We start from the raw sequence: 21,094 nt of genomic DNA, 5'->3' as shown, positions 1-21,094 counted from the left end.
GTTGCCGGGTCAAACATTCACGGGGTTCGGTTGTCGGCGGTGATGGTTATCTTCCCCGCGTCCATGACGACTTTTTTGGCTTTGACGCCGAAGGGCAGCTTCCGAAGGTCGACGAGGGGGATTTCGGTGAGGACGGAGCCGCCGATGTTGCCTACGGCGGTGTTGTTGATGAGGAAACGGTCGGTGACGAATTTGATCCGGTGGCCGTCGCCGACGACTTTGCCGTCGAGGGCGATGGCGATGCTGGCAATCTGGCCAAGGATAAAGTTGGCGCTGACGTTGATCTTGTCGGGCTCGATTCTGACCTTGGCGTTCTTGACGCCTTTGACGGTCTGGTTGAGGAAGCGGCTGAGTTCGTCCTGGGTGATGACGGCGGTGAGGTCGACGTCGCGCACCCCGCGGAAGGCGACTTTGCCCTGGGTAATGAGGGCGGGCATGTCGAGGGCGACGTCCTTGAGGGTGGCGTCGAGTTCGGCGAAGGTGATTTTGTCGACTTTGGAGTCGTTGGCGTGGATGCGGACGCTGTCGAAGCGGCCGTCGAACATCAGGAAGGCCGGGCGCTTGGCGACCTGGGCGGAGACGGAGCTGCTGCCGGTGGCGCCGGTCATGCCCCGGGCTATGAGGTTGCCGACGAGCGAGGGTATGGCTACCTCGCCGGCGACGATGACGGCTATTATCAGCAAGAGGATTGTGGTCAGGCGTTTCAGAAGGCAACGCCTCCTATTCCGCGGCGCTTTTGCCGCCGCTCTTGAGGTAGGCTTCGATGAAGGCGTCTATTTCGCCGTCCATGACTGCCTGAACATTGCCGGTTTCGGCGCCGGTGCGGTGGTCTTTCACGAGGCTGTAGGGGTGGAAGACGTAGGAGCGGATCTGGCTGCCCCATTCGATGGCCTGGTAGTCGCCGCCGATCTCTTCTTTCTTTTCCTCGCGTTTTTGGCGTTCGAGTTCGAAGAGTTTGGCGCGTAAAAGACGCATGCACTGTTCGCGGTTCTGGATCTGGGAGCGTTCGCTCTGGCACTGGACGACGACGCCGGTGGGAAGGTGGGTCATGCGGACGGCGGAGTCGGTTTTGTTGATGTGCTGCCCGCCCGCGCCGCCGGCCCGGAAGGTGTCGACCCTGAGGTCGGCGGGGTTGACGGTGACTTCGATGCTGTCGTCGACCTCGGGCATGACGTCGACGGCGGCGAAGGAGGTGTGCCGCCGCCCGGAGGCGTCGAAGGGCGAGATGCGGACGAGGCGGTGGACGCCTTTTTCGGACCGCAGGTAGCCGTAGGCGCTCTGGCCGGATACGAGGAGGGTGGCGCTTTTGACGCCGGCCTCGTCGCCGGCGAGGAAGTCGAGGGTTTCGACTTTGAAGTTGTTTTTTTCGGCCCAGCGGACGTACATCCTAAGAAGCATCTGGACCCAGTCCTGGGCTTCGGTGCCGCCGGCGCCGGCGTGGAGGGTGACGATGGCGTTCGAAGCGTCGTATTCGCCGGAGAGCATGAGGGTGATGTCGAGGTGGTCGAGTTCTTTGTTCATGGCGGCGAGGGCTTCGGCGACTTCGGGGTAGACGCTTTCGTCGTGTTCGTCCATGCCGAGCTGCCACAAGGTGGCGGTGTCGCTGTAGCGGCTCGCGAGGTCGGCGTACTGGCCGACGCTGTCTTTGAGGCGGGTGAGTTCCTGCATTGTTTTCTGAGCGGAGGCCGGGTCGTCCCAGAAGTCGGGGGCGGCGAGCTTGTGCTCGAGGGCGGCTATCTGACTCTCTTTGCCGGCAACGTCAAAGAGAAGCCCTCGTTTCTTCCAGCCTCACGGCCAGTTGATCCACTTCCCGTCGCAAATCTTCCAATAGCAATTCGATCTCTCCCTAAAGTATATTGTTTGTAGTGATAAAGTAGTCCAAAATGTTGCCAAACCAAAGGCTGTTCAGAAGCAAGCATAGCAAGGCGCACCGGAGGAGCACGTGCGCAGTTCTTAGCGCTTTAGCGCTTAGTACCGCGGCCTCCCCCCTGCGGGCACATCGCTGGGCGCGATTTTTCAACAGCCTATTTGGCGGCGCCGCAGCATTTTTTGTATTTCTTCCCGGAACCGCACGGACACGGGTCGTTCCTGCCGACCTGGTCCTTGTTGACGACCGGCTGGCGGGTGGCGGCTTCTTCGCCGCCGTGGGCGGCTTGGGCGTGCTGGAGGTGGTCTTCGGGCTGGGTGACGATGTTGACGCGGTACATGTAGCGGACGATGTCTTCCTGGATGGCGTCGATCATGGCCTGGAACATGTCGAAGGCTTCGATTTTGTATTCGATGAGGGGATTTTTCTGGCCGTAGGCGCGGAGGCCGATGCCTTCGCGGAGCATATCCATGGCGTCGAGGTGGTCCATCCATTTGTTGTCGACGACCTTGAGCATGACGACTTTTTCGAGTTCGCGCATGTTTTCGGCGCCGAAGAGGGCTTCGCGCGCTTCGTAGCCGACGCGGGCGGCGTCCATGAGGGCGTCTTTGAGTTCTTCGCGGCTCAGGCGGGCGAGCTCGTCCTTTTTGAGGTGGCCGACGGGGGTGAAGATGTTGTCGCAGTATTCGATGAGGCCGTCGTAGTCCCATTCTTCGGGGTAGACCTTTTCGTTGGCGTAGAGTTCCATGCCGCGGTCGGCGAGTTTGTCGATCATGTGGAAGATGTTTTCTTTGAGGTCTTCGCCCATGAGGATTTTGCGGCGCTGGCCGTAGATGATTTCGCGCTGCTGGTTCATGACGTCGTCGTATTCGAGGACGTGTTTGCGGATTTCGAAGTTGCGGGCTTCGACTTTCTTCTGGGCGGTCTCAATGGAGCGGGTGATGAGGGCGTGTTCGATGGGTTCGTCTTCCTCCATGCCGAGTTTGTCCATGATGGAGGAGATATTTTCGGAGCCGAACAGGCGCATGAGGTCGTCTTCGAGGGAGAGGTAGAAGCGCGAGGAGCCGGGGTCGCCCTGACGGCCGCTGCGGCCGCGGAGCTGGTTGTCGATGCGGCGGCTTTCGTGCCGCTCGGTGCCGATGATGTGGAGGCCGCCGAGTTCGGGAACGCTTTCGCCGAGGACGATGTCGGTGCCGCGGCCGGCCATGTTGGTGGCGATGGTGACGGCGCCGCGCTGTCCGGCCTGGGCGATGATTTCCGCTTCCATCTCATGGAATTTGGCGTTGAGGACGTTGTGCTCGACGCCTTGTTTTTTGAGAAGGTTGCTGAGTTCTTCGGACTGGGCGATGGAGGTGGTGCCGACGAGGGCGGGCTGGCCCTGGGAGTGGCATTTGATGATGTCGTTTATGACCGCTTTGTATTTGGCCCGCTTGGTTTTGTAGATGACGTCGGGCAGGTCTTCGCGGACCATCGGCCGGTGGGTGGGGATGACGATGACGTCGAGGCCGTAGATTTTGCGGAATTCGTCTTCTTCGGTCTTGGCGGTGCCGGTCATGCCGGCGAGTTTTTTGTACATGCGGAAGTAGTTCTGGAAGGTGATGGAGGCGAGGGTCTGGCTTTCGCGCTCGATTTTGACGCCTTCCTTGGCTTCGATGGCCTGGTGAAGGCCGTCGGAGTAGCGGCGGCCGAACATGAGCCGGCCGGTGAATTCGTCGACGATGATGACTTCGCCGTCTTTGACGACGTAGTCGCGGTCGCGTTTCATGAGGGCGTGAGCTTTCAGGGCCTGGTTGAAGTGGTGGGAGAGCTGCATGTTTTCGTTTTCGTAGAGGTTCTTGACGCCGAGGGCTTTTTCGACTTTGGCGATGCCGCTTTCGCCGGGGGCGACGGTGTGGGCCTTTTCGTCGATGGTGTAGTCTTCGCCTTCTTTGAGGCGGGGAACGACTTTGGCGAGGACGTAGTAGAGGTCGGTGGATTTTTCGCCCGGCCCGGAGATGATGAGCGGGGTGCGGGCTTCGTCGACGAGGATGGAGTCTACTTCGTCGACGATGGCGTAGTTGAGGGGACGCTGGACCATTTGGTCGGGGTGGACGACCATGTTGTCGCGGAGGTAGTCGAAGCCGAATTCGTTGTTGGTGCCGTAGGTGATGTCGGCGGCGTAGGCGGCGCGGCGCTCGGCGAAGTCGAGGCCGTGGACGACGAGGCCGACGGTGAGGCCGAGGAAGCGGTATACCTTGCCCATCCATTCGCTGTCGCGGCGAGCGAGGTAGTCGTTGACGGTGACGACGTGGACGCCTGCGCCGGACAGGGCGTTAAGGTAGACGGGGAGGGTGGCGACGAGGGTTTTGCCTTCGCCGGTGCGCATTTCGGCGATGTTGCCGGCGTGGAGGACCATGCCACCGAGAAGCTGTTCGTCGAAGTGGCGCATGCCGGTGGCCCGCCGCGAGGCTTCGCGCACGACGGCGAAGGCTTCGGGCAGGAGGTCGTCGAGGGTTTCGCCGGCTGCGAGGCGGTTTTTGAACTGGCCGGTTTTGGCGGCCAGGGAGGTGTCGCTGAGGCGTTCGATTTCAGGCTCGAAGGCGTTGATCTGATCGACGTATTTCATCAAGCGCTTTATTTCCCGCTCGTTGTCGTCGCCGAGAAGGCTCTTGAGGAATTTAAGCAATGGGTCTCATCTCCTTTACAACCTATCTTAGAAATTTTATCAGAATATCCATGATTAGTCAAAAGGACGGCATCCAAGGCCGACGCCTTCTCCCCTGGCGCGGCGGAACGAAAGCCGGCGACCAGTGATAGTATATGCGGCTTGGACGGCAAGTAAGCATCGGCGGTGGGAAAGAAAGGCGGCCCGGATGGCCGGGCCGCCTTTCCTGTTCGCACGCTTGCCTTATTTCGGTTTTATTTGTCGAGGAAGGTTTTGTCGTTGCCGCCGGCCTGCGGCGGGGCGAAGATGCAGAAGACGTTGAGGTCTTCGCCGGTGACGCGGGTGGAGTGGTAGATGCCGCGCGGGTTGATGTGGAGGTCGCCGCCTTTGACGGGTACCCATTCGCCGCCGATGTACATTTCGCCCTGGCCTTTGTGGATATAGACGATTTCTTCGGCGGAGGAGTGGTAGTGCCTGCCGATGAGGGGGCCGTGGTTGGTGACGAGAACGATTTCGGCGCGGGGCGATTTGAAGACGGTGTCGCCGCGGGTGGCCTCGCCCGGTTTAAGGGGATGCTCGGCGTAGAATTGGTCGAGGTTAAGGACGAAGTTCTTTGTGAATTGGGTGTCGAGGAGGGTGGGAGCGCCGATGCCGGTGCCTTCGTATTTGCCGGGGTTGGGGATGAAGGCTTTGTCGTTGCCGCTGGCCTGGGGCGCGGTGAAGAAGCAGACGACGTTCATGTCTTCGTCGCCGGTGACGCGGGTGGCGTGGATGGCGCCGCGCGGGTTGACATGGAGGTCGCCGGTTTTGACGGGTGTCCATTTGCCGTCGATGAACATTTCTCCCTGGCCCTTGTAGACGAAGACGGTTTCTTCGCAGGTGGCGTGGTAGTGGAGGTCGATCAGCGGGCCGCGGTTGGTGACGAGGACGACTTCGACCCGCGGCGATTTGAAGACGGTGTCGCCGCGGGTGGCGTCGCCCGCTTTGAGGGGATGCTCGGCGAAGAAGGCGTCGAGACTGATGACGACGCCTTTGTCGAACGAGGTGTCGAGGAGTTTGGCGTCGCCTACCACCGGGCCGGGGGCGGCCAAAGCCGAGCCGGCAATGAGGAGCATGCATGCCAGGGTAAGGATGAGACCTTTTTTCATTGCAATCCTCCTTTTGCTTTGTCCGTGCGAACAGGGCGCAGGCGTCGGCGCTGTGTTGCGGGGCCGGGGCCTTTGCTGTGTTGTTTGTTCCCTATAAATGGAAGAATGCCTCTTGGAAGCCGTTTCATACGATGAGTTTTTCATATGCCGCAACATGGCCGGCGGGAGGAAAAAAGCGGCAATCTGCGCCGGTTTGGGCATATGTATAGAATGTGTCCGTTTGGGGCATGAATGTGGGGAGGAAAGTTTCATGCCCGGGAGGGGGTTGCCGATGAGTTTGAGCGTGCTGGAGATCGCCGGCCATATCGCCGATCTGAAGGATACGGATTATAAGAATACGCTGGCGGTGGCGGTGCTGGTAGAGCTTTTGATCGACAAGGGCGTGTTCACGCGCGAGGAGTTCGCGCTGAAGGCGCGGGAGCTGGAGCAGGTAAGCCTGGCGGAGATCGTCGCCAGTCGGCGGATGAAGGTTGTGAGGACGAAGTGAACGAGAAAAGCACCCTGACGGGTGCTTTCGTTTATAAACGGCCGATTGCTATTTCTTAGTGTTCCTGAGGAACCAGACGGCGCTGCCGACGATGATGGCGATGAGGAGCGCGAAGGCGATGATCATGTTTTTGGAGATGACCGGCTGTTTTATTGTGAGGATTTCGTATATCTGGTAGGCGCCGAAGAGGATCAGGAATACGAGAAATATGCGGAAGTACTTGCGGTTTACTGTCATTGCCCTCTTCTCCCCTCCCCTTCCCTTTTTCGCGTGATAAGGCCGGCACCCGGTAGTTCCCCGGGTGCCGGCGCGCTTTGCTAGAATTCCGGCTCGATGAGGCCGTAGCCGCCGTCTTTCCTGCGGTAGATGACGTTGACCTCTTCGGTGTCGGCGTTGGAAAAGACGTAGAAGTCGTGGTTGATGAGGTTCATCTGCATGATGGCCTCTTCGGTTGTCATGGGTTTGATGGCGAAGCGCTTGGTTTTTACGACCCGGAATTCTTCGTCGTCGAGGTCGCGCGGAGCGGGACCGGGTTCGCCCTTGAAGGTGCCTGTTTTGAGTTTGCGGGCGAGCTTGGTTTTGTATTTTTCAATCTGCCGCTCCAGCTTTTCGATGACAAGGTCGATCGAGGTGTACATGTCGGTGGTGGATTCCTCGCCCCGCAGCAGCATGCCGTTCAGGGGCGCGGTCACTTCGACGATGTGCCGGCCTTTGGCGACGGTGAGGACTACGGTTATCTCGCCAAGGTTTTCGAAGTATTTGGCGATTTTCCCTACGCGCTTTTCGACGTAGTCCTTCAGCGGTGGTGTGATGTCGATGTTTTTGCCTCGTACAGTAATTGCCACAGACCCCATCTCCCTTCCGGAAATCTTACTAATATTATTCCCTAGAAAGTAAAAAATTCCTGTCTAATAATTGCGGCGCCTGAAATTGTCCGGTTGCCGCCAGCCGGATAACCAAAAACCCGGCCGCGAGGGCCGGGTCGGACAAGCATTTACACTTTCAATACATTGGCGGCTTGCGGTCCGCGCGCGCCGTCGACGATTTCGAATTCCACCTTCTCGCCTTCGTTGAGGGTTTTGAAGCCTTCGGTCTGAATGGCGGAGAAGTGAACGAAGACGTCGCCGCCGTCTTCTCTTTCAAGGAAGCCGTAGCCTTTTTCCGCGCTGAACCATTTGACTTTGCCGATCATGTTGCTGAATTCCTCCTAACAGTTGTTACCGGACCACTTTTATGGCCACAGCCACTACTATAGCACACCTGGATAGATGTGTCAACGCGGCTTCCGGCCGCCTATCACGGGCATTTATGGCCATCGCGGGGGCAGTTTATGCCTTTTACAGAATTTTCGACAAAAAGGCCTTGGTGCGTTCTTCGCGACCGCCGGCGAAGAATTCTTCGGGGTTTCCCTGTTCGACGATGCGGCCTTCGTCCATGAAGATGACGCGGTCGCCGACTTCGCGGGCGAAGCCCATCTCATGGGTGACGACGACCATTGTCATGCCTTCGCGGGCGAGGGTCTTCATTACGTCGAGGACTTCTTTGATCATTTCCGGGTCGAGGGCGGAGGTGGGTTCGTCGAAGAGCATTATTTTCGGGTGCATGGCAAGCGCCCGGGCGATGGCGACCCGCTGCTGCTGGCCGCCGGAGAGCTGTTCGGGATAGGCGGCTGCTTTGTCTGACAGGCCGACTTTGGCGAGGAGGGCGAGGGCGGTTTCTTGGGCTTCGCCTTTTGCCTGTCTGCGCACGACGACGGGCGCGAGGATGATGTTTTCGAGGACGGTCATATGGGGAAAGAGGTTGAAGCGCTGGAAGACCATGCCGACTTCGGCGCGTACTTTGTTGATGTTTGCCTGGCCGCTGAGGGGGATGCCGTCGACGGTGATCTGGCCGGAGCTGGGTTCTTCAAGGTAGTTGATGCAGCGGAGGAGGGTGCTTTTGCCTGAGCCGCTGGGGCCGATGATAACGACGACTTCACCCTCGGCTACGCGGGCGTCGATGCCGCGGAGGACGTGGAGTTTGCCGAAGTATTTATGCAGGTTCTCAATGTTTATCATCGATTTTGTACCTCCTCTCAAGGTAGGCGACGAGCCGGGAGATGGTGAGGGTCATGAGGAGGTAGATGAAGGCGACGGTGAGCCAGATTTCGAAGGAGCCGTAGGTGCGGGCGATGATGAGCTGGCCGCGCCGGGTTAGTTCTTCGAAGCCGATGACGGAGACGAGCGAGGAGTCTTTGAGCATGGCGATGAATTCGTTGCCGAGGGGCGGGATGACGCGTTTGAAGGCCTGGGGAAGGATGATGTGGCGCATGGTCTGCGGCCAGGTCATGCCGAGGGAGCGGCCGGCTTCCATCTGGCCTTTGTCGATGGATTGTATGCCGGCGCGGAAGATTTCGGCGACATAGGCGCCGCTGTTGATGCTGCAGGCGGTGATGGCGGCGACGAAGGGGTCGATGCGTGTTCCCAGGACGATGGGCAGGGCGAAGTAGATGAGGAATATCTGGACGAGGAGCGGGGTGCCGCGGATGAAGTCGACGTAGACGGCGGCGGCGACCCTTACGGGCAGGATTTTGGAGAGGCGGGCGATGCCGACGAACATGCCGATGAGAAGGCCGAAGCCGACGCTGAGGGCGGTGATCTGGATGGTGACGGCGGCGCCGGCAAGCAGGAGCGGGAAGGAGCGGACGATCAGTTCGACATCGAAGTTCATGGTTTCACCTCATTACGACAGAGAATGACTAAGACCGCCAGGAGCGCTCCCCGCACCGCGGAGGTGCTTTCCGGGCGGCCTCTGAATATTAATACACCATTTATGATTATAGCACACGGGGTTGAGGTGTCAACCGTGGCGGGTTGGGGGTTATCGACCGCCGACAGGAAGGGCGCGAATTATTCGCGCCCTGAGTATCATTTGCCTTATTTGACCGGTTTTCTGCCGAACCATTTTTCGTAGATCTTGTCGTATTCGCCGCTTTTTTTGAGGTCTTCGAGAGCTTTGTCGATTTTCTGGGCCAGTTCGGTGTTTTTCTTGGCGGTGGCGATGCCGTAGTTTTCCGAATTGAGGGGCTTGCCGACAATTTTGGCGTCTTTGCTGCCAGTTTTGGCGATGTAGTATTCGTTGACAGGCAGGTCGTTGATGACGGCGTCGACGCCGCCGGCTTTGAGTTCGAGGAAGGCCTCGGGGGCGGTGTTGAATTCGCGGACTTTGGCGTCCTTGACTTTTTTGGCGAAGTTGGCGCCGGTGGTGCCGATCTGGACGGCGAGGCGCTTGCCTTCAAGGTCTTTGAATTCTTTGATGGCGGCATTGTCCTGCTTGACGACGATGGACAGGCCGGAGGTGTAGTAGGGTTTGGAGAAGTTGACCTTTTTCCCGCGCTCTTCGGTGATGGTCATGCCGGAGACGGCGGCGTCGATCTGGCCGGCTTCGAGGGCGGGTATAAGGCCGTCAAAGCCCATGCCTTGCACTTTGACTTCGTAGCCCATTTGTTTGCCGATGGCTTTGATGAGGTCGATGTCGAAGCCGATGTATTCCTTGCTTTTTTCGTCCTGGAATTCGAAGGGGGCGAAGGCGGCGTCGGTGCCAATTTTGAGGACTTTGGCCTGCTGGGGGGTCTTACCGCCGCAGCCGGCGAGGAGCAAGGAGAAGGCGAGCGCTACGGTGAGCGCGATGGCGATGGTTTTCTTGGACATGGTGGTCCCTCCCGGTATAGTGTGTTTGGCAACGATTATAATTATACGATAACATGCATAAATAATCAACACGCAATCACGCTTATTCTTGGACATTTTTCCACAGAATTCTTCATCTCGCGTCTGTGGATAATGTGGATAAATGTGTTGATAATCTTATTTGCGGCGATTTGGTCTGGGGATAAGTCTGTGGTGATCGAAAAAAGCCATCGTTTAGGCCGGGAACAAAAAAAGCCCGGATTAGCTCCGGGCGTTGTTGGGCGTCAGATTTGTTTTTTGGCGTTGAAGCACTCGCGGCAGTATATGGGGCGGTCGTTGCGCGGTTTGAAGGGCACCTGGGTGACGATGCCGCACTCGGCACAGACAGTTTCGTGCATTTCCCGCGGGGCTCTGGCTTCGCCGCCATCCCGGCTGCGCCTGCGCGCATCGCGGCATTCCCGGCAGCGGGCAGGTTCGTTCTCGAAGCCTTTCTCGGCATAGAACTCCTGCTCTCCGGCCGTAAAGATGAAGTCTCCTCCGCAGTCTTTGCACTTTAAGGTCTTGTCCTCGAAAGCCATTCCTCGAAATCCCCTCACCTTCAAATTAAAGGACCATTGCTTAGCCGACCTGGTCTTTTCCCCCACACCCGCCTGCTGGAAGGTTCGCTACTAGGAATTCAATCCCCTCACTACTACTTCTCTCGGCCGCTGCGCCTAAGCGCCCGCCGGCAGGGCTTACTTCTAAGCCGCACCATGCTCAAGACCTCTTTGGGCCCCTTACGTGGATCGTTTCGCCTGCGACTGGCATCGATTTTCAACCACAGACCTAAGCAAAAGGGTTCCTTTACCCCAAATTATAAGGAGGGTGGCAAAAAAAAGCAAGTAAAAAAATAAGGCAATTGCCGCGTGGTTATGTGCCGAAGCGGAAAAGACCCGGCATTCGCCGGGCCTTGGAAAGTGTATCCTCAATAAACTTTGTGGCCGTTCGGATAGGCCCGGATGCGTGGCGATGCCGGGAACGCGAGCGAAAACAGCGCCGCGTGGTATAGGCTAGCGAGCGCCCGCAGGAACAAGTGCGCAGATGGGGCTTTATCAACGGCCCGTTATACTGCTAGGTCGACTTGCTGAATAGTCCCCACCCCGCCCTCTTCGCTCAGGAATACGCCGCTGCGCTGCAGCTGGCCCTGAAGCTGGTTGGCGGTGTCTTTGTAGCTGAAGTCGGTGTCGACGTTGCCGAGGTAGATGGCGCCGACGCCGGTCTGCCCGAGGGCGAGGAGGCGGTCGTTGCCGTTTTCGTCTTTTGTCCAGACGCTGAGTTTGGCGTAGATAGGGTCGTTTTCGTCGATCCAGTTGTTGCCGTCGGCGTCATAGGCTGCCAGGTCGGCAAACCCGTTGCCGCTCTCGGGCCCGAAGAGTTCGCTGCCGTTGTTGACGATGCCGTCGCCGTTCTTGTCGAGGGTGAGGAAGCCGCTGCCCTGGCCGACGAAGGAGATCTGTTCCTTGTCGCCGTCGGCGTCGAGGTCGAAGGCGTATTTGGCGGCGGTGAGGCTGGCGGCGGGGGCGGCGAAGTTTATGACGAGCGGGTCGACGAGGGCGTCGCCGGCCCGGATGCTGACGTTGGTTTCGGAGGCGTATTCGCGGCTGGCGGCGAAGGCGATGTCAAAGTTTATTTCGCGGCCGTCGGCCGTTTTGACGGAGCCTGAGGCGGCGAAGGTCGTCTGCTCGGATTCGTAGTGCCGCTCGTGAAGGTCGTAGGCGAGGCCCCAGCCGTAACGCGGCCGGGCTTGGGCGGCGCTGTGGCGCAGGCCGAGCAGTTCGGCGGCGATGTCCAGCTTGATTCTGCGGGTTTCGGGGATTTGGATTTTGAGTTTTTTGCCGGTTAGTCGCTCGATGAAATCCTGAATCATCTGGATCTTCAGCTTGTCGGTGTCGCTCAGTTCGAAAACATCGGTTTCGTCGCTGGCTTCGACCGCGCCCGCGGTTTGGCCGGCAAGCAGTTGTCTGGCGGCGTCGGATATTTCGACGAGGTCTTGCCTCGCCTGTTCGGCAACCTGGCCGAGCTGCGACGCGGCGGTCTGGTTCTGACGGTCGCCGGTCCAGTAGCGCAGGTTTTCCTGCCGGAGGTCGGTTTCGGTCTGCCGGTGCTGACTGGACATGGAGATGGCGTAGCTATCGATTTTCATCGTTCTCTCCTCCGTGAGTTCGGATGATCGATTTATCCGGGCGGGTATTCCGTTACCCGCCGATGTGCGTGTCAGCCCATTCTGTTCATCCGGCTGCCGGCGGCGGGGGGCGCGTTGCCTCCGGCGTAGGCCTGGTCGACGAGGTCGATTTTTTTGTTCCGGCTGTAGCGGCCGTTGATGGCGAGAGAGATGCCGGTGTTGGTGTCGCGGATCAGGGTGAGGATTTTCCGTCCCTCGTCGGAGGCGGCAAAATGATTGTCGGCGTTGTCGTCTATCAGTTGCTGGAGGCGTTCCCGCTGGTCCATCAGGTTTTGGAACATTTCCAGATCCTCTTTCGCGAGGAATTTAGCCATTTCCCTCGTCAGGAACAGATAGTCGCACCACAGGTCTTTCGCCGACTTCACTACCATTATCTACCGACCACCTTTGCCAGTCTTACTTGTTTCATTGCTTCGGCCCAGGTGTCGCGGAGCTCCTGGAGCATCGACCGGGCCTGTTCGAGTTGGGATTTGTCTTTATGGGCGTTGCCCTGGATGAGGCAATATTCGATGTAGTCGTAGAGGGCCATGAGGTTTTTGGCGATGTCGTACCGCATGTCGAGGGTGGCCATAAATTCGCGGACGATATTCTGGGCCCGGATGTTGGCGTTGTTCGATTTCTCCAGATTGCCCGCCTCAAGGCTCTGGATGCTTTCGTTGACAAAGCGGATGGCGCCGTTATACAGCATCATGGTAAGTTCTTCCGGGGAGGCGGTCATTATTTGCTGGGTCCTGTAGGTGCTGGCGGTCGTGGAAGCATCCATGTGTATCTTCCTCCTGCGTGCTGAATTGTCGTGGCGGTATGGGCGGGCCGATGGTTTCGGGCCGGATTATGCATTGATGATGAACGAGGAGTTGAAATAGCCTTGGGTGGACCTGGCCGCAATGTCTTCAATGACTTGCTGCAGCACCGAGCCCAGGCTGTTGCGGTCGCAGAGCAGCCGTTTGACTTCGTAAGGATCGGCGGCCAGTCTGTCGGCAAAGCGATTCTCATCGAACGTCATTGTCCCGGTGGCGGCGTTCATTTCGAGCCCCATCTCCCGGAACAATTCGGCGTTTGGGCCGGCAAACAGCGCTTTCGCCTTGTCGAGCAGCGCCTTGCCTTCGTCGCTCAGCCGGTCGGAGGATGCGCTCACCTCGTTGAGCTCGTTATAGCTTTTGACCAGTCCGCGAAGGGCGTTGGCCGAGAAATCCCGGAACGCGGAGCTGTTTTTGTTGGTTATGTAGAGGTTGGTAAACATTCCGTTCGGGCTGAATGCGTCGATGCTGTCTTCGACTTTCTTGGCGGCGCTTTCCAGGTTGGCGGCCTGGTTTTTGATCGTCTCCTTTTCGGCGCTGAGCCGGGCGTAGTATTCAACACTGCTTCCGGAAAGTCCCGCGATTGCCATGTCTTTCGGCCCCCGTGTCGGTTAGTTTATCAGCTGAATTGCTGGCTCAGCCACGAGCTTTGCTTGTTGAGCTGCGCGAGCGCCGCTTCCATGGCGTCGAATTGCCGGTAATAGCGGTTTTCCATCATTGTCAGCTGGTCGTTCATGGAGACTAGCTGCTTGTCGTAGTTTTGCAGGCGCTTGGCCAAAAAGCTGGTCGTATCGGTGGTGTTGGGATAGCCGGCTTCGGTGCGCAGTTGCTTCAGCGCCTCGTCGAACTGGTCGTAGAGGCGGCCGGCGACGCCGGTTGTGCTTTCGGTGTTGCCGAAGATTTTGTATACGACGTCGGGATCTTCCTCAAGGGCGGCCCGCAGGTCGTCTTCGTCGACGTACAGTTTCCCGCCGTTGCCGTATTCCGATGTGAGGTTGCCGTCGTCGTCGATATAGGAGCCGGTCCTGACGCCGATGCTCGAAGCGGAGGTGTATTTCCCGCTCAGCCCGCTGATGGGGGTGGAAATATTGCGTCGCATTGTCGTGAGGGCGGACGAGAGAATGGAGTCGTTGCGCAGTATGCCGCTTCGCGCTTTCTTTTCCCAGGCGGCGGCTTCGCTGTCGCTCATGGCTTCTTTCTGCTCGCTGGTGAGGGGCATGTAGTCGCGGTAGCGGTCTTCGTTGACTTCTTTGTTGATGACGGAGATGAAGCTGTTGTATATGTCCACGAACGACTGGACCGCGTCGATGGTCTTTTCGATGTCCGCCTTGACGTTGACCGAGGTCGCTATAGGGGAGCCGGTGTCGGGATTTGTCAGGCTGACCGATTTGAGGTTGTACGTGACGCCGGAGACGGTGAAGGTGTTCGCGGCCTGGGTGAGATCCACGCCGTCAAGGTTGAAGACGGCGTCGTGGCCGTTCTGGACCATGGAGACAAGCCCGAGGTTGTCCTGGAGGAAGGCTTTGCCGGTGGCGTCCGCCCCGTCGAGGGTGTAGGCGTGGTCGGGATCGACGGCTTTGACGGTGATCCGGCCAGTGCCGGCGTCGTAGGTGGCGGCGCCTGCGCCCAGTTTGGCGTTGATTTTGTCGAGGGCGACGCTGAGGGTGTCGCTGGCGGCGATGTCGATGGTGTCGGCGACGCCGTTGTCGGTCATGCTTAGCTGGAAGTCGCCGCTGATGCCGTACAGTTCCTGGAGGGTTTTGGTGCCGTAGTCGGCGGCGTCCACGGTGTTGCGGCTGACCTCGCCGATGGTGTTCAGACCGGGTGAGTAACCGCCGAGTTTGAGGGTGTTGAACAGGAAGTCCATTCCCCCGTCGGTGGTGCCGTTGAAGTTGATTGTGGCGGCGGCGCCTGTTTTGTCGGTGTAAAGGAAGAATCTGTCAAGGGTGGCGTCATAGCTGGCTTTTACGCCGGCGTCCGCCTGGTTGATGCTGCTGGCGACGTTGTTGAGGGTGGTGGTATCGGTGACGTTGACTTTGATGTTTTTGCCGTTGATGGTGAAGTCGAGGGTGGTGCCGGCGGCGATACCAAACTGGGCGGTCAGCGAGCCTTTGTAGTTGCCTGTGGGGGTGATGCCGTCGCTGCTGGTCATTTTGACGCCGCCGGCCAGTTGGCTGACGACGATGGAGTGCTCGATGTTGGCCGCCGCCCCGTTGGCGGTGGCGCTCACGACCGCGTCGTTGGTGGACGATACCAGCTTCGGGGACAGGTTGCTCTGCTTGCGGAAGTTGGCGAGGTCGGTGTTGCGGAAATTCTGCGCGAGGGTGTAGATGGAGTTATAGTCTTCTTTTTTCCACTCCAACTGGGTTCTCTGCTGCTGAACTTTGTCGTACCGCGCTCTGCGGGCTTTCATCAGGTCTTTGACGAGCGAATCGATATCCATTCCCGAACCGCTCAGACCGTATGTGCGCATGACCATAAGTATCCCTCCAATCTAACCGTTGGAAGCCCTCAGACTTTTTTGTCGAGGAGCGCTCCCACGTATTCGCTGATGGCAGCCAGGGTGTCGAGCAGTTCGTGCGGCGGAAATTCCTTGAGCACTTTATGGGTTTTGACGTCGACCACCCTGACCATCATGCGGTTGGTTTTTTCGTGAATCGCGAACTGCAGGTCGGCGTTGAGCGACTCCATGAATTTGTTCATGGCGTCTGTGACGTTTTCCATCTCCTCCGGGGTCGGGTCCTCCTGGGGTGATGACTGTTTTGCGGGCATTTTCTGCTGGGCGTCGGGGTTTCCCTTGAATACCTTGGCATCAACAGCGGCGCCGGACATTCCCTGGTCCGGCAAAACGGCCGGATTGATTTTATTCACTTCCATGTGAATCACCTCGCAAAATACTACCGGTATAAATATTATCGAAGGAAACGGTCGATTTCTTTAGCATTTTCAACAATAAATGCGGCGGGATTTCCGCCGCATTTCGCCGTTTTTGCTATTTGTCTTCCATTTCCATGACCAAATCGAAGCTGACGGGGGTTCCCGCGTTTACGTCGTGGATGACTTTTTTCCCGAGGAGCAGGTTGTAGTATTTGGGCGCCAGCCCGTTGCCAGGCCTGATCGCCCGCAGGTTGCCGGCTGTGAAGGTGTCGCCGGCTTTCATGTCGCGGGCGACGTAGAGCGACCGGCGGTACTGCAACGACGCCTTTTCCCTGTCGGACGGCCCGTAGCGGACGGCGCCGAGGGCCTGCCAGGCCCGCTCGGTTTCGGCGACGAGGGCGGAGAATTCGGCTGGTTCGAGCGAGAAGGCGCTGTCGACGCCGCCGTCGGCGCGCGCGAGGGTGAAGTGTTTTTCGATTACGGTCGCCCCGAGGGCGACGGCGGCTACCGCCGTTCCCACCCCCATGGTGTGGTCGGACAGGCCTACCTCGCAGGCGAACAGCTGGCGCATGTGGGGGATGGTGAGCAGGTTGGAGTTTTCGGGGGTCGCGGGGTAGGTGCTGGTGCATTTGAGAAGGACGATGTCGCGGCAGCCGGCGGCCCGCGCGTGGCGGACGGTTTCGTCGAGTTCGGCGGCGGTGGCCATGCCGGTCGAGATTATGACCGGTTTGCCGGTGGCGGCGATTTTGCGGATCAGCGGCAGGTCGGTGTTTTCGAAGGAGGCGACTTTATAGCAGGGAACGTCGAGGGTTTCGAGGAAGTCGACGGCGGTTTCGTCGAAGGGGGTGCTGAAGCCGAGCAGGCCGTGTTCGCGGCAGCGGTCGAGGATGGGCCGGTGCCATTCCCAGGGGGTGTGGGCTTCCTGGTAGAGTTTATAGAGCGATTTGCCCTGCCAGAGGCTGTTGGCGTCGCCGATGTGGAATTCGCCCCGGTCGAGATCGAGGGTCATGGTGTCGGGGGTGTAGGTCTGGATTTTGAGGGCGTGGGCGCCCGCCCGGGCGGCGGCGTCGACGATGGCGAGGGCGCGCTCAAGGGATTGGTTGTGGTTGCCGGACATTTCGGCGATGACGAACGGGGGGCTGCCGGCGCCGATGGCGCGGTCGCCGATCAAGAATTCAGCCATTGCGACTCACCTCCCGCAGAGTTTCGAGCAGTCTGGGACGCGTTTCCTCCCATTCGGGCCGGAAGAGGCCGAAGATGATGATGTCTTCGTATTTGCCTTGTTTTATCTGATGGGCCCTGAGCCGGCCTTCCTCGCGGAAGCCGAGTTTACGGTGGTAGTTGACGCTGGCGTCGTTGAAGGCGAAGGCTTCGCTGCAGATTTTGCGCATGCCGAGGTCGCCGAAGATGTGGTCGAGCGCCAGGCAGGCCATGGCGGTGCCGCTGCCGCGCGGCGCGTCGGGGTCGCCGATGTAGAAGCCCCAGATGCAGCGGCCGTTGACGCGGTCGATGCCTCTGATGTTTACGGCGCCGAGCGGCCGGTCGCGGTGCAGGAAGAGCAGATGGCGGCTGAGCCGGGAGTTTTGGGCCCGTTCGAACCAGGCGCGGTGCTCCTCGGGGGTTATGGTGTGGTCGTTGAACATGTTGTGCCTGATGGCGGGCAAGTTGCGCCAGGCGAGCATGATGTCGAGGTCGCTTTCCGCGATGGGGCGGAGCGTGCAGTCTTCATAGCGCAGCATGATCATCCTCCATGAGTGCCTGAAGTATGGCGTCCATTCCGTCAAAGCCGGGCTCGCCCATGAGCCGCGCGGCCTGCTGCGACGCCTGGCGCACCGCCGGTTGGTCGGCGGCGGCTTTTTCCAGCGCGGCGGCGATGTCGCCGGCTGCTACGGTCGCGCTGTCGCCGAGCAGCCAGCCGGCGCCGGCGGCGTGGAGGTTGGCGGCGACTTCCGCCTGGTTGGGGGCGGCGACGACGAGAAGGGCCGGCAGACCGAGGCTGCAGCGTTCCCAGCTGGCGGTGCCGCCGGTGCCGACGGCTAGGTCGGCGTGGGCCATGAGGGCGGCGATGTTGTCGATCTGGCAGTGAAAGGTTGCCTGCGGCAGGGTTGCGCACGCCTGCCGGATTTCTTCGCGGCGCGGGTTGTCGCCGCCCACGACGATGTCGGCGGCGATGTCCGGCCGGCACCATTCGCGGAGGGCGGTGAGGGTTTTGAGGGTTTCGCCGGTGGGATCGGTGCCGCCGAAGAAGACGAACAGTCGCCGTATTTTCCCGTCACGCGGCGCGGTTCGTTTGCGCGCTTCCCGGAATTCGCGGCGCAACAGCGCAAACCGCGGCCCGAAAAAGCGCCGGCAGTGGCCCGGCAGCAGGCCGTCGTAGCGGTTTTCGGCGTCGCGGTAGTAGTTTTGGTCGAGCAGCAGGTCGCAGTCGTGGGGTCTGTCGGCGAGGTCGTCGATGACCATTATTTTCCCGGAATAGGGCCGCAGGCTAGTTTCCCAGCGGGCGTCGAGGCGGTAGTTGTCGACGATGAGCCGATCCGTCCGGAAGCTTTCGCGGCGGAGGATGTCACCGGTCAGTTCGGCGTCCTCCTCCCAGGAAAGGTCGTCAGGGAGGAGCCGCAGGCGGTGTTTGGCCCGTATCGCCGCGGCGGCGTTGTCCGGCAGCCGCCGGGAGATGAACAGTACCCGGCAGCTTTTTTCTTTCAGTTCTTCGGCCATGGTGAGACACCGCATGAGATGACCGATGCCGATGGCTGTCGACGCGTCGGCGCGAATGGCGATGTTCATGGCATTTCTCCCTTTAGCCGGCTGTCAGGCGGGCTGCCTCAGGTTGATGTTGCGCACCGGCACTCCTTTTGAGCCCAGGTATTGTTTGGCTTCGAGGGGTGTCTGCTCGGTGAAGTGGAAGATGCTGGCCGCCGCGACGGCCGAGGCGTTGCCGTGGGCGATGGCTTCGTACATGTGGTGGTAGTTGCCGGCCCCCCCCGACGCTATGACGGGTATGCTTACGAGGCCGGCGACTTGTTTGATAAGCGGGATGTCGTATCCCTGCATGGTTCCGTCGCGTTCGACGGAGGTGAGCAGTATTTCCCCTGCGCCCAGTTCTTCCATCCGGCGGGCCCATTCCTCTGGCGGACGGCCGGTGAAGCGTTTGCCCGACAGGCTGACGCATTCGTATTCGCCGGCAGGGTTTTTGGCGACATCGAGGCTGACGACCACGCATTGGGTGCCGAATTTGCCGGCCGCTTCGGCGATCAGTTCCGGGGTGTCGAAGGCGGCGCTGTTGATGCAGACTTTGTCGGCGCCGGCCCGCAGGAGATCTTTGATGTGATCGATGGTGCGGATCCCGCCGCCCACGGTGAGCGGCACGAAGCATTCGGCGGCGATTTCGTTGATGGTGTCGTAGTCCGGCTCGCGCTGTTGTTCGGTCGCCGTTATGTCGAGCAGCATCAGTTCGTCGACCTGGCGGGTGTTGTATACTTTGACCGCCGGCATGACGGTGCCGATGCGCCGCCAGCTGTCGAAGGCGACGCCTTTGACCAAGCCGACGTCTTTCCACAGGAGGGTGGGAATAATGCGTGTTTTCAGCATGCTAGGCCTCCACTTGCCAGAAGTTGAGAAAATTGCTCAACAGCCTGAACCCCATCGGGCCGCTTTTTTCGGGGTGGAACTGGACGCCGAAGACATTGTCCTTGGCGACCACCGCGTGGAAGGTGCCGCAGTAGGGTGTGGTGGCAAGCACGCAGCGCTGTTCGCCGGCGACGAAATGGTAGCTGTGAACGAAGTAGAAGTCGGTGCCGTCGCCGATGTTGTCGAGCAACGGGCTGTCCGCCGTCCGCTTGATTTCGTTCCAGCCGACATGCGGTATCCGTTCGTGATCGGCGGTCGCGACGAAGCGCCGGACTTCCCCGGGCACGAGGCCGAGTCCGGCGTGTTCGCCCCCTTCGTGGCCCTTGTCGGCCAGCAGTTGCATTCCGAGGCAAATGCCCAACAAGGGGATGCCGTCTTCGCGGACCGTTTGCCGCAGCTTCTCCGTCCAGCCTTGGTCGTTCAAGTTCCGCATGCCGTCGCCGAAGGCGCCGACGCCCGGCAGGACGATATGGGAGGCATTTTGGATATCGCGGGGGTCGTCGGAGACGACGACGGAGGCGCCGCATTCTTCGAGGGCCCGCCTTATCGAGCCGAGGTTGCTCATTCCGTAGTCGATCACTAGCACATGCATGGCGTTTCTCCTGTTTACTCGGGATGATGCTTTTTGGCGAGGTTCATGTGCCGGTCTTTGACGAGGTTGCCTTTGGCGTCAGTAAGAAATATCTTTTTGTTGGTGAACCGGTCGCAGATTTTTATGAATTCGTCGAGGGAAAGATCCAGCGGCGCCAGGATTTCCTCCAGCGGCTTGCCGAGGTACGTCCAGGGGAATTTGCCGTCATGGCGGCGGACCATTTCGATGGCGTCCTGGCGGGTGATCCGCCCGCGGCGCAGGTGGAGACAGGCGATGTCGGTCGCCCGGCCGAAGCCGAATTTAAGATATTTGAAGTAGTCGTGAATGCCGGTTTGGTAGTTGTCCAGATTTTCGTAGTTGACGACCGAGCCTTCTACGGTGGTCTGGAGGGTGGCGAAGCCGCTCGCCTGCGAGATGAGCGCGTTGGCGTAGCCGTCCCACGGCAGGTAGTGGCCGAGGAAGATCCCGGTGACTCCGACCCGCTGCAGTTCTTCGTCCGAGGGATAGGTGAAGGGGATGAGATGTCTTTTTTCGATGCCGTCGAGGCCGATGAGGTCCGATACCCTTAGCCCCAGCAGCCCCCCGAACTCCTCCAGCCAGCGCCGGGTGAGAATGTTGTTTTCCGCCGCCGCCGCCGGGCCGCCGTATTCGTTCTGGGAGTTTTCCCCCCAAATGATGAGGGGGATGTTATACTGGACGGCTGCGCGCACAGGGATGGTGAAAATGCCGCAGTGCTCGGGCCAGGAAATGTCGCCCACCTGGGTGAGGCCGATGCGGTTGAGTTTCTTCCGGACGACGGGGTTGGTGGTGAATTCGACGTAGTCGACGCCCAGGGCCTTGAGGTTTTCGATGTTGCGCCGGCCGATGTCGGAGAGGTGGCAGGTGGTGGCAGTGACGCACAGCGGGTTCATGCCCAGCTGCAGCATGCGGATTACCTGGTAGTGGCTGTCTTTGCCGCCGCTGACCGGAACGATGCAGTCCCAGTTCGTCCCGTCCTTGGAGCGGTATTTGTCCAGGATTGTCTGCAGTTCGAGTTTTCGGACGTCCCAGTCGACTTCCTTACGCTGGGCGAAGCTTTCGCAGGCGCTGCAGACGCCCTGGTCGTTAAATTTGAGGTCCGGCTTGGTATCGGGCATAACGCATTTGTTACAGTAGCGCATCGTATC

The 21,094-nt window shown here is 59.6% G+C and carries 24 protein-coding genes; 1 reads left to right on the top strand and 23 read right to left on the bottom strand.

The genetic code is table 11. The features are described from left to right. Positions 1–17: 17 nt before the first annotated feature. The 4 genes from Q4T40_22085 to Q4T40_22070 form a co-directional block, all read right to left on the bottom strand. The gene (locus Q4T40_22085; GenBank protein MDT8903931.1) at positions 18–683 is read right to left on the bottom strand and encodes a DUF2993 domain-containing protein; all 666 of its coding nucleotides are present in this window, start codon (positions 681–683) and stop codon (positions 18–20) included. Positions 684–720: 37 nt separating this feature from the next. Continuing rightward, positions 721–1,834 (bottom strand): peptide chain release factor 2 gene (gene prfB, locus Q4T40_22080; protein ID MDT8903930.1). Its coding sequence is split into 2 segments (ribosomal slippage): positions 721–1,761 and positions 1,763–1,834, totalling 1,113 coding nucleotides; the frame shifts between segments, so codons are not numbered across the junction. A 190-nt stretch (positions 1,835–2,024) separates the two neighbouring features. After that, positions 2,025–4,532: a preprotein translocase subunit SecA gene (secA, locus tag Q4T40_22075; protein ID MDT8903929.1), complete on the bottom strand. Its 2,508-nt coding sequence runs from the start codon at positions 4,530–4,532 to the stop codon at positions 2,025–2,027. 233 nt (positions 4,533–4,765) lie between these two features. Beyond that, positions 4,766–5,659 carry a cupin domain-containing protein gene (locus tag Q4T40_22070; GenBank protein ID MDT8903928.1) on the bottom strand — a complete coding sequence of 298 codons (894 nt, stop codon included), beginning with the start codon at positions 5,657–5,659 and terminating at the stop codon, positions 4,766–4,768. A gap of 271 nt (positions 5,660–5,930) precedes the next feature. Between Q4T40_22070 and Q4T40_22065 the strand changes: the two genes are divergently transcribed. Next, positions 5,931–6,146, top strand: a complete 216-nt coding sequence (locus Q4T40_22065) for a hypothetical protein (protein MDT8903927.1) — start codon at positions 5,931–5,933, stop codon at positions 6,144–6,146. A gap of 48 nt (positions 6,147–6,194) precedes the next feature. Here the strand turns inward: Q4T40_22065 and Q4T40_22060 are convergent, their stop codons facing one another. From Q4T40_22060 to Q4T40_21970, 19 genes are all read right to left on the bottom strand, one after another. Further along, positions 6,195–6,383 (bottom strand): hypothetical protein, encoded by a 189-nt coding sequence (locus Q4T40_22060; GenBank protein MDT8903926.1) that lies wholly within the window; start codon positions 6,381–6,383, stop codon positions 6,195–6,197. Between the two features lie 80 nt (positions 6,384–6,463). After that, positions 6,464–6,991 carry a ribosome-associated translation inhibitor RaiA gene (gene raiA / locus Q4T40_22055; protein ID MDT8903925.1) on the bottom strand — a complete coding sequence of 176 codons (528 nt, stop codon included), beginning with the start codon at positions 6,989–6,991 and terminating at the stop codon, positions 6,464–6,466. A gap of 149 nt (positions 6,992–7,140) precedes the next feature. Continuing rightward, positions 7,141–7,338, bottom strand: a complete 198-nt coding sequence (locus Q4T40_22050; GenBank protein ID MDT8903924.1) for a cold shock domain-containing protein — start codon at positions 7,336–7,338, stop codon at positions 7,141–7,143. A 145-nt stretch (positions 7,339–7,483) separates the two neighbouring features. After that, positions 7,484–8,203, bottom strand: coding sequence for an amino acid ABC transporter ATP-binding protein (locus Q4T40_22045; GenBank protein MDT8903923.1), 720 nt, complete (start codon positions 8,201–8,203; stop codon positions 7,484–7,486). Next, the gene (locus Q4T40_22040; GenBank protein ID MDT8903922.1) at positions 8,190–8,855 is read right to left on the bottom strand and encodes an amino acid ABC transporter permease; all 666 of its coding nucleotides are present in this window, start codon (positions 8,853–8,855) and stop codon (positions 8,190–8,192) included. The genes Q4T40_22045 and Q4T40_22040 overlap by 14 nt, the downstream gene beginning before the upstream one ends. Positions 8,856–9,061: 206 nt before the next feature. Beyond that, positions 9,062–9,835, bottom strand: a complete 774-nt coding sequence (locus Q4T40_22035) for a basic amino acid ABC transporter substrate-binding protein (GenBank protein ID MDT8903921.1) — start codon at positions 9,833–9,835, stop codon at positions 9,062–9,064. Positions 9,836–10,098: 263 nt separating this feature from the next. Continuing rightward, entirely contained in the window at positions 10,099–10,392 is a 294-nt protein-coding gene (locus Q4T40_22030) for a zinc-ribbon domain containing protein (protein MDT8903920.1), read from the bottom strand. Between the two features lie 524 nt (positions 10,393–10,916). Next, the gene (locus tag Q4T40_22025; protein MDT8903919.1) at positions 10,917–11,996 is read right to left on the bottom strand and encodes a hypothetical protein; all 1,080 of its coding nucleotides are present in this window, start codon (positions 11,994–11,996) and stop codon (positions 10,917–10,919) included. 71 nt (positions 11,997–12,067) lie between these two features. Continuing rightward, entirely contained in the window at positions 12,068–12,406 is a 339-nt protein-coding gene (locus Q4T40_22020) for a hypothetical protein (GenBank protein MDT8903918.1), read from the bottom strand. After that, positions 12,406–12,798, bottom strand: a complete 393-nt coding sequence (gene fliS, locus Q4T40_22015) for a flagellar export chaperone FliS (GenBank protein ID MDT8903917.1) — start codon at positions 12,796–12,798, stop codon at positions 12,406–12,408. The genes Q4T40_22020 and fliS overlap by 1 nt, the downstream gene beginning before the upstream one ends. Positions 12,799–12,864: 66 nt before the next feature. Then, entirely contained in the window at positions 12,865–13,422 is a 558-nt protein-coding gene (locus tag Q4T40_22010) for a hypothetical protein (protein ID MDT8903916.1), read from the bottom strand. Between the two features lie 29 nt (positions 13,423–13,451). Beyond that, the gene (fliD, locus tag Q4T40_22005) at positions 13,452–15,311 is read right to left on the bottom strand and encodes a flagellar filament capping protein FliD (protein MDT8903915.1); all 1,860 of its coding nucleotides are present in this window, start codon (positions 15,309–15,311) and stop codon (positions 13,452–13,454) included. A gap of 32 nt (positions 15,312–15,343) precedes the next feature. Beyond that, positions 15,344–15,709 (bottom strand): flagellar protein FlaG, encoded by a 366-nt coding sequence (locus Q4T40_22000; GenBank protein MDT8903914.1) that lies wholly within the window; start codon positions 15,707–15,709, stop codon positions 15,344–15,346. A 115-nt stretch (positions 15,710–15,824) separates the two neighbouring features. Beyond that, positions 15,825–16,892, bottom strand: coding sequence for a pseudaminic acid synthase (gene pseI, locus Q4T40_21995; GenBank protein ID MDT8903913.1), 1,068 nt, complete (start codon positions 16,890–16,892; stop codon positions 15,825–15,827). Next, the gene (gene pseH, locus Q4T40_21990; GenBank protein ID MDT8903912.1) at positions 16,885–17,448 is read right to left on the bottom strand and encodes a UDP-4-amino-4,6-dideoxy-N-acetyl-beta-L-altrosamine N-acetyltransferase; all 564 of its coding nucleotides are present in this window, start codon (positions 17,446–17,448) and stop codon (positions 16,885–16,887) included. The genes pseI and pseH overlap by 8 nt, the downstream gene beginning before the upstream one ends. Next, positions 17,435–18,493 (bottom strand): UDP-2,4-diacetamido-2,4,6-trideoxy-beta-L-altropyranose hydrolase, encoded by a 1,059-nt coding sequence (pseG, locus tag Q4T40_21985; protein MDT8903911.1) that lies wholly within the window; start codon positions 18,491–18,493, stop codon positions 17,435–17,437. Before pseG ends, pseH begins: the two co-directional genes overlap by 14 nt. A 24-nt stretch (positions 18,494–18,517) precedes the next feature. Beyond that, positions 18,518–19,297 carry an imidazole glycerol phosphate synthase cyclase subunit gene (locus tag Q4T40_21980; protein ID MDT8903910.1) on the bottom strand — a complete coding sequence of 260 codons (780 nt, stop codon included), beginning with the start codon at positions 19,295–19,297 and terminating at the stop codon, positions 18,518–18,520. Position 19,298: 1 nt separating this feature from the next. Continuing rightward, on the bottom strand, positions 19,299–19,928 hold the full coding sequence (gene hisH, locus Q4T40_21975; protein MDT8903909.1) for an imidazole glycerol phosphate synthase subunit HisH: 630 nt from the start codon (positions 19,926–19,928) through the stop codon (positions 19,299–19,301). 14 nt (positions 19,929–19,942) lie between these two features. Continuing rightward, positions 19,943–21,088 carry an N-acetyl sugar amidotransferase gene (locus tag Q4T40_21970; protein MDT8903908.1) on the bottom strand — a complete coding sequence of 382 codons (1,146 nt, stop codon included), beginning with the start codon at positions 21,086–21,088 and terminating at the stop codon, positions 19,943–19,945. Positions 21,089–21,094 lie beyond the last annotated feature (6 nt).

The organism is Selenomonadales bacterium 4137-cl (genome assembly GCA_032334055.1).
Taxonomy (GTDB): domain Bacteria; phylum Bacillota; class Negativicutes; order Sporomusales; family UBA7701; genus Anaeroselena; species Anaeroselena agilis.
Note: the sequence above shows the minus strand (reverse complement) of the source record. Positions and strands in the feature narration are given on the sequence as shown.

What these genes read in the sequence shown, in the direction of transcription:
- Q4T40_22070 (MDT8903928.1), bottom strand. Translation starts at nt 5,659, where the DNA reads ATGAAAAAAGGTCTCATCCTTACCCTGGCATGCATGCTCCTCATTGCC.
- Q4T40_22065 (MDT8903927.1), top strand. Translation starts at nt 5,931, where the DNA reads ATGAGTTTGAGCGTGCTGGAGATCGCCGGCCATATCGCCGATCTGAAG.
- Q4T40_22060 (MDT8903926.1), bottom strand. Translation starts at nt 6,383, where the DNA reads ATGACAGTAAACCGCAAGTACTTCCGCATATTTCTCGTATTCCTGATC.
- Q4T40_22050 (MDT8903924.1), bottom strand. Translation starts at nt 7,338, where the DNA reads ATGATCGGCAAAGTCAAATGGTTCAGCGCGGAAAAAGGCTACGGCTTC.
- Q4T40_22045 (MDT8903923.1), bottom strand. Translation starts at nt 8,203, where the DNA reads ATGATAAACATTGAGAACCTGCATAAATACTTCGGCAAACTCCACGTC.
- Q4T40_22040 (MDT8903922.1), bottom strand. Translation starts at nt 8,855, where the DNA reads ATGAACTTCGATGTCGAACTGATCGTCCGCTCCTTCCCGCTCCTGCTT.
- Q4T40_22035 (MDT8903921.1), bottom strand. Translation starts at nt 9,835, where the DNA reads ATGTCCAAGAAAACCATCGCCATCGCGCTCACCGTAGCGCTCGCCTTC.
- Q4T40_22030 (MDT8903920.1), bottom strand. Translation starts at nt 10,392, where the DNA reads ATGGCTTTCGAGGACAAGACCTTAAAGTGCAAAGACTGCGGAGGAGAC.
- Q4T40_22025 (MDT8903919.1), bottom strand. Translation starts at nt 11,996, where the DNA reads ATGAAAATCGATAGCTACGCCATCTCCATGTCCAGTCAGCACCGGCAG.
- Q4T40_22020 (MDT8903918.1), bottom strand. Translation starts at nt 12,406, where the DNA reads ATGGTAGTGAAGTCGGCGAAAGACCTGTGGTGCGACTATCTGTTCCTG.
- fliS (MDT8903917.1), bottom strand. Translation starts at nt 12,798, where the DNA reads ATGGATGCTTCCACGACCGCCAGCACCTACAGGACCCAGCAAATAATG.
- Q4T40_22010 (MDT8903916.1), bottom strand. Translation starts at nt 13,422, where the DNA reads ATGGCAATCGCGGGACTTTCCGGAAGCAGTGTTGAATACTACGCCCGG.
- fliD (MDT8903915.1), bottom strand. Translation starts at nt 15,311, where the DNA reads ATGGTCATGCGCACATACGGTCTGAGCGGTTCGGGAATGGATATCGAT.
- Q4T40_22000 (MDT8903914.1), bottom strand. Translation starts at nt 15,709, where the DNA reads ATGGAAGTGAATAAAATCAATCCGGCCGTTTTGCCGGACCAGGGAATG.
- pseI (MDT8903913.1), bottom strand. Translation starts at nt 16,892, where the DNA reads ATGGCTGAATTCTTGATCGGCGACCGCGCCATCGGCGCCGGCAGCCCC.
- pseH (MDT8903912.1), bottom strand. Translation starts at nt 17,448, where the DNA reads ATGCTGCGCTATGAAGACTGCACGCTCCGCCCCATCGCGGAAAGCGAC.
- pseG (MDT8903911.1), bottom strand. Translation starts at nt 18,493, where the DNA reads ATGAACATCGCCATTCGCGCCGACGCGTCGACAGCCATCGGCATCGGT.
- Q4T40_21980 (MDT8903910.1), bottom strand. Translation starts at nt 19,297, where the DNA reads ATGCTGAAAACACGCATTATTCCCACCCTCCTGTGGAAAGACGTCGGC.
- hisH (MDT8903909.1), bottom strand. Translation starts at nt 19,928, where the DNA reads ATGCATGTGCTAGTGATCGACTACGGAATGAGCAACCTCGGCTCGATA.
- Q4T40_21970 (MDT8903908.1), bottom strand. Translation starts at nt 21,088, where the DNA reads ATGCGCTACTGTAACAAATGCGTTATGCCCGATACCAAGCCGGACCTC.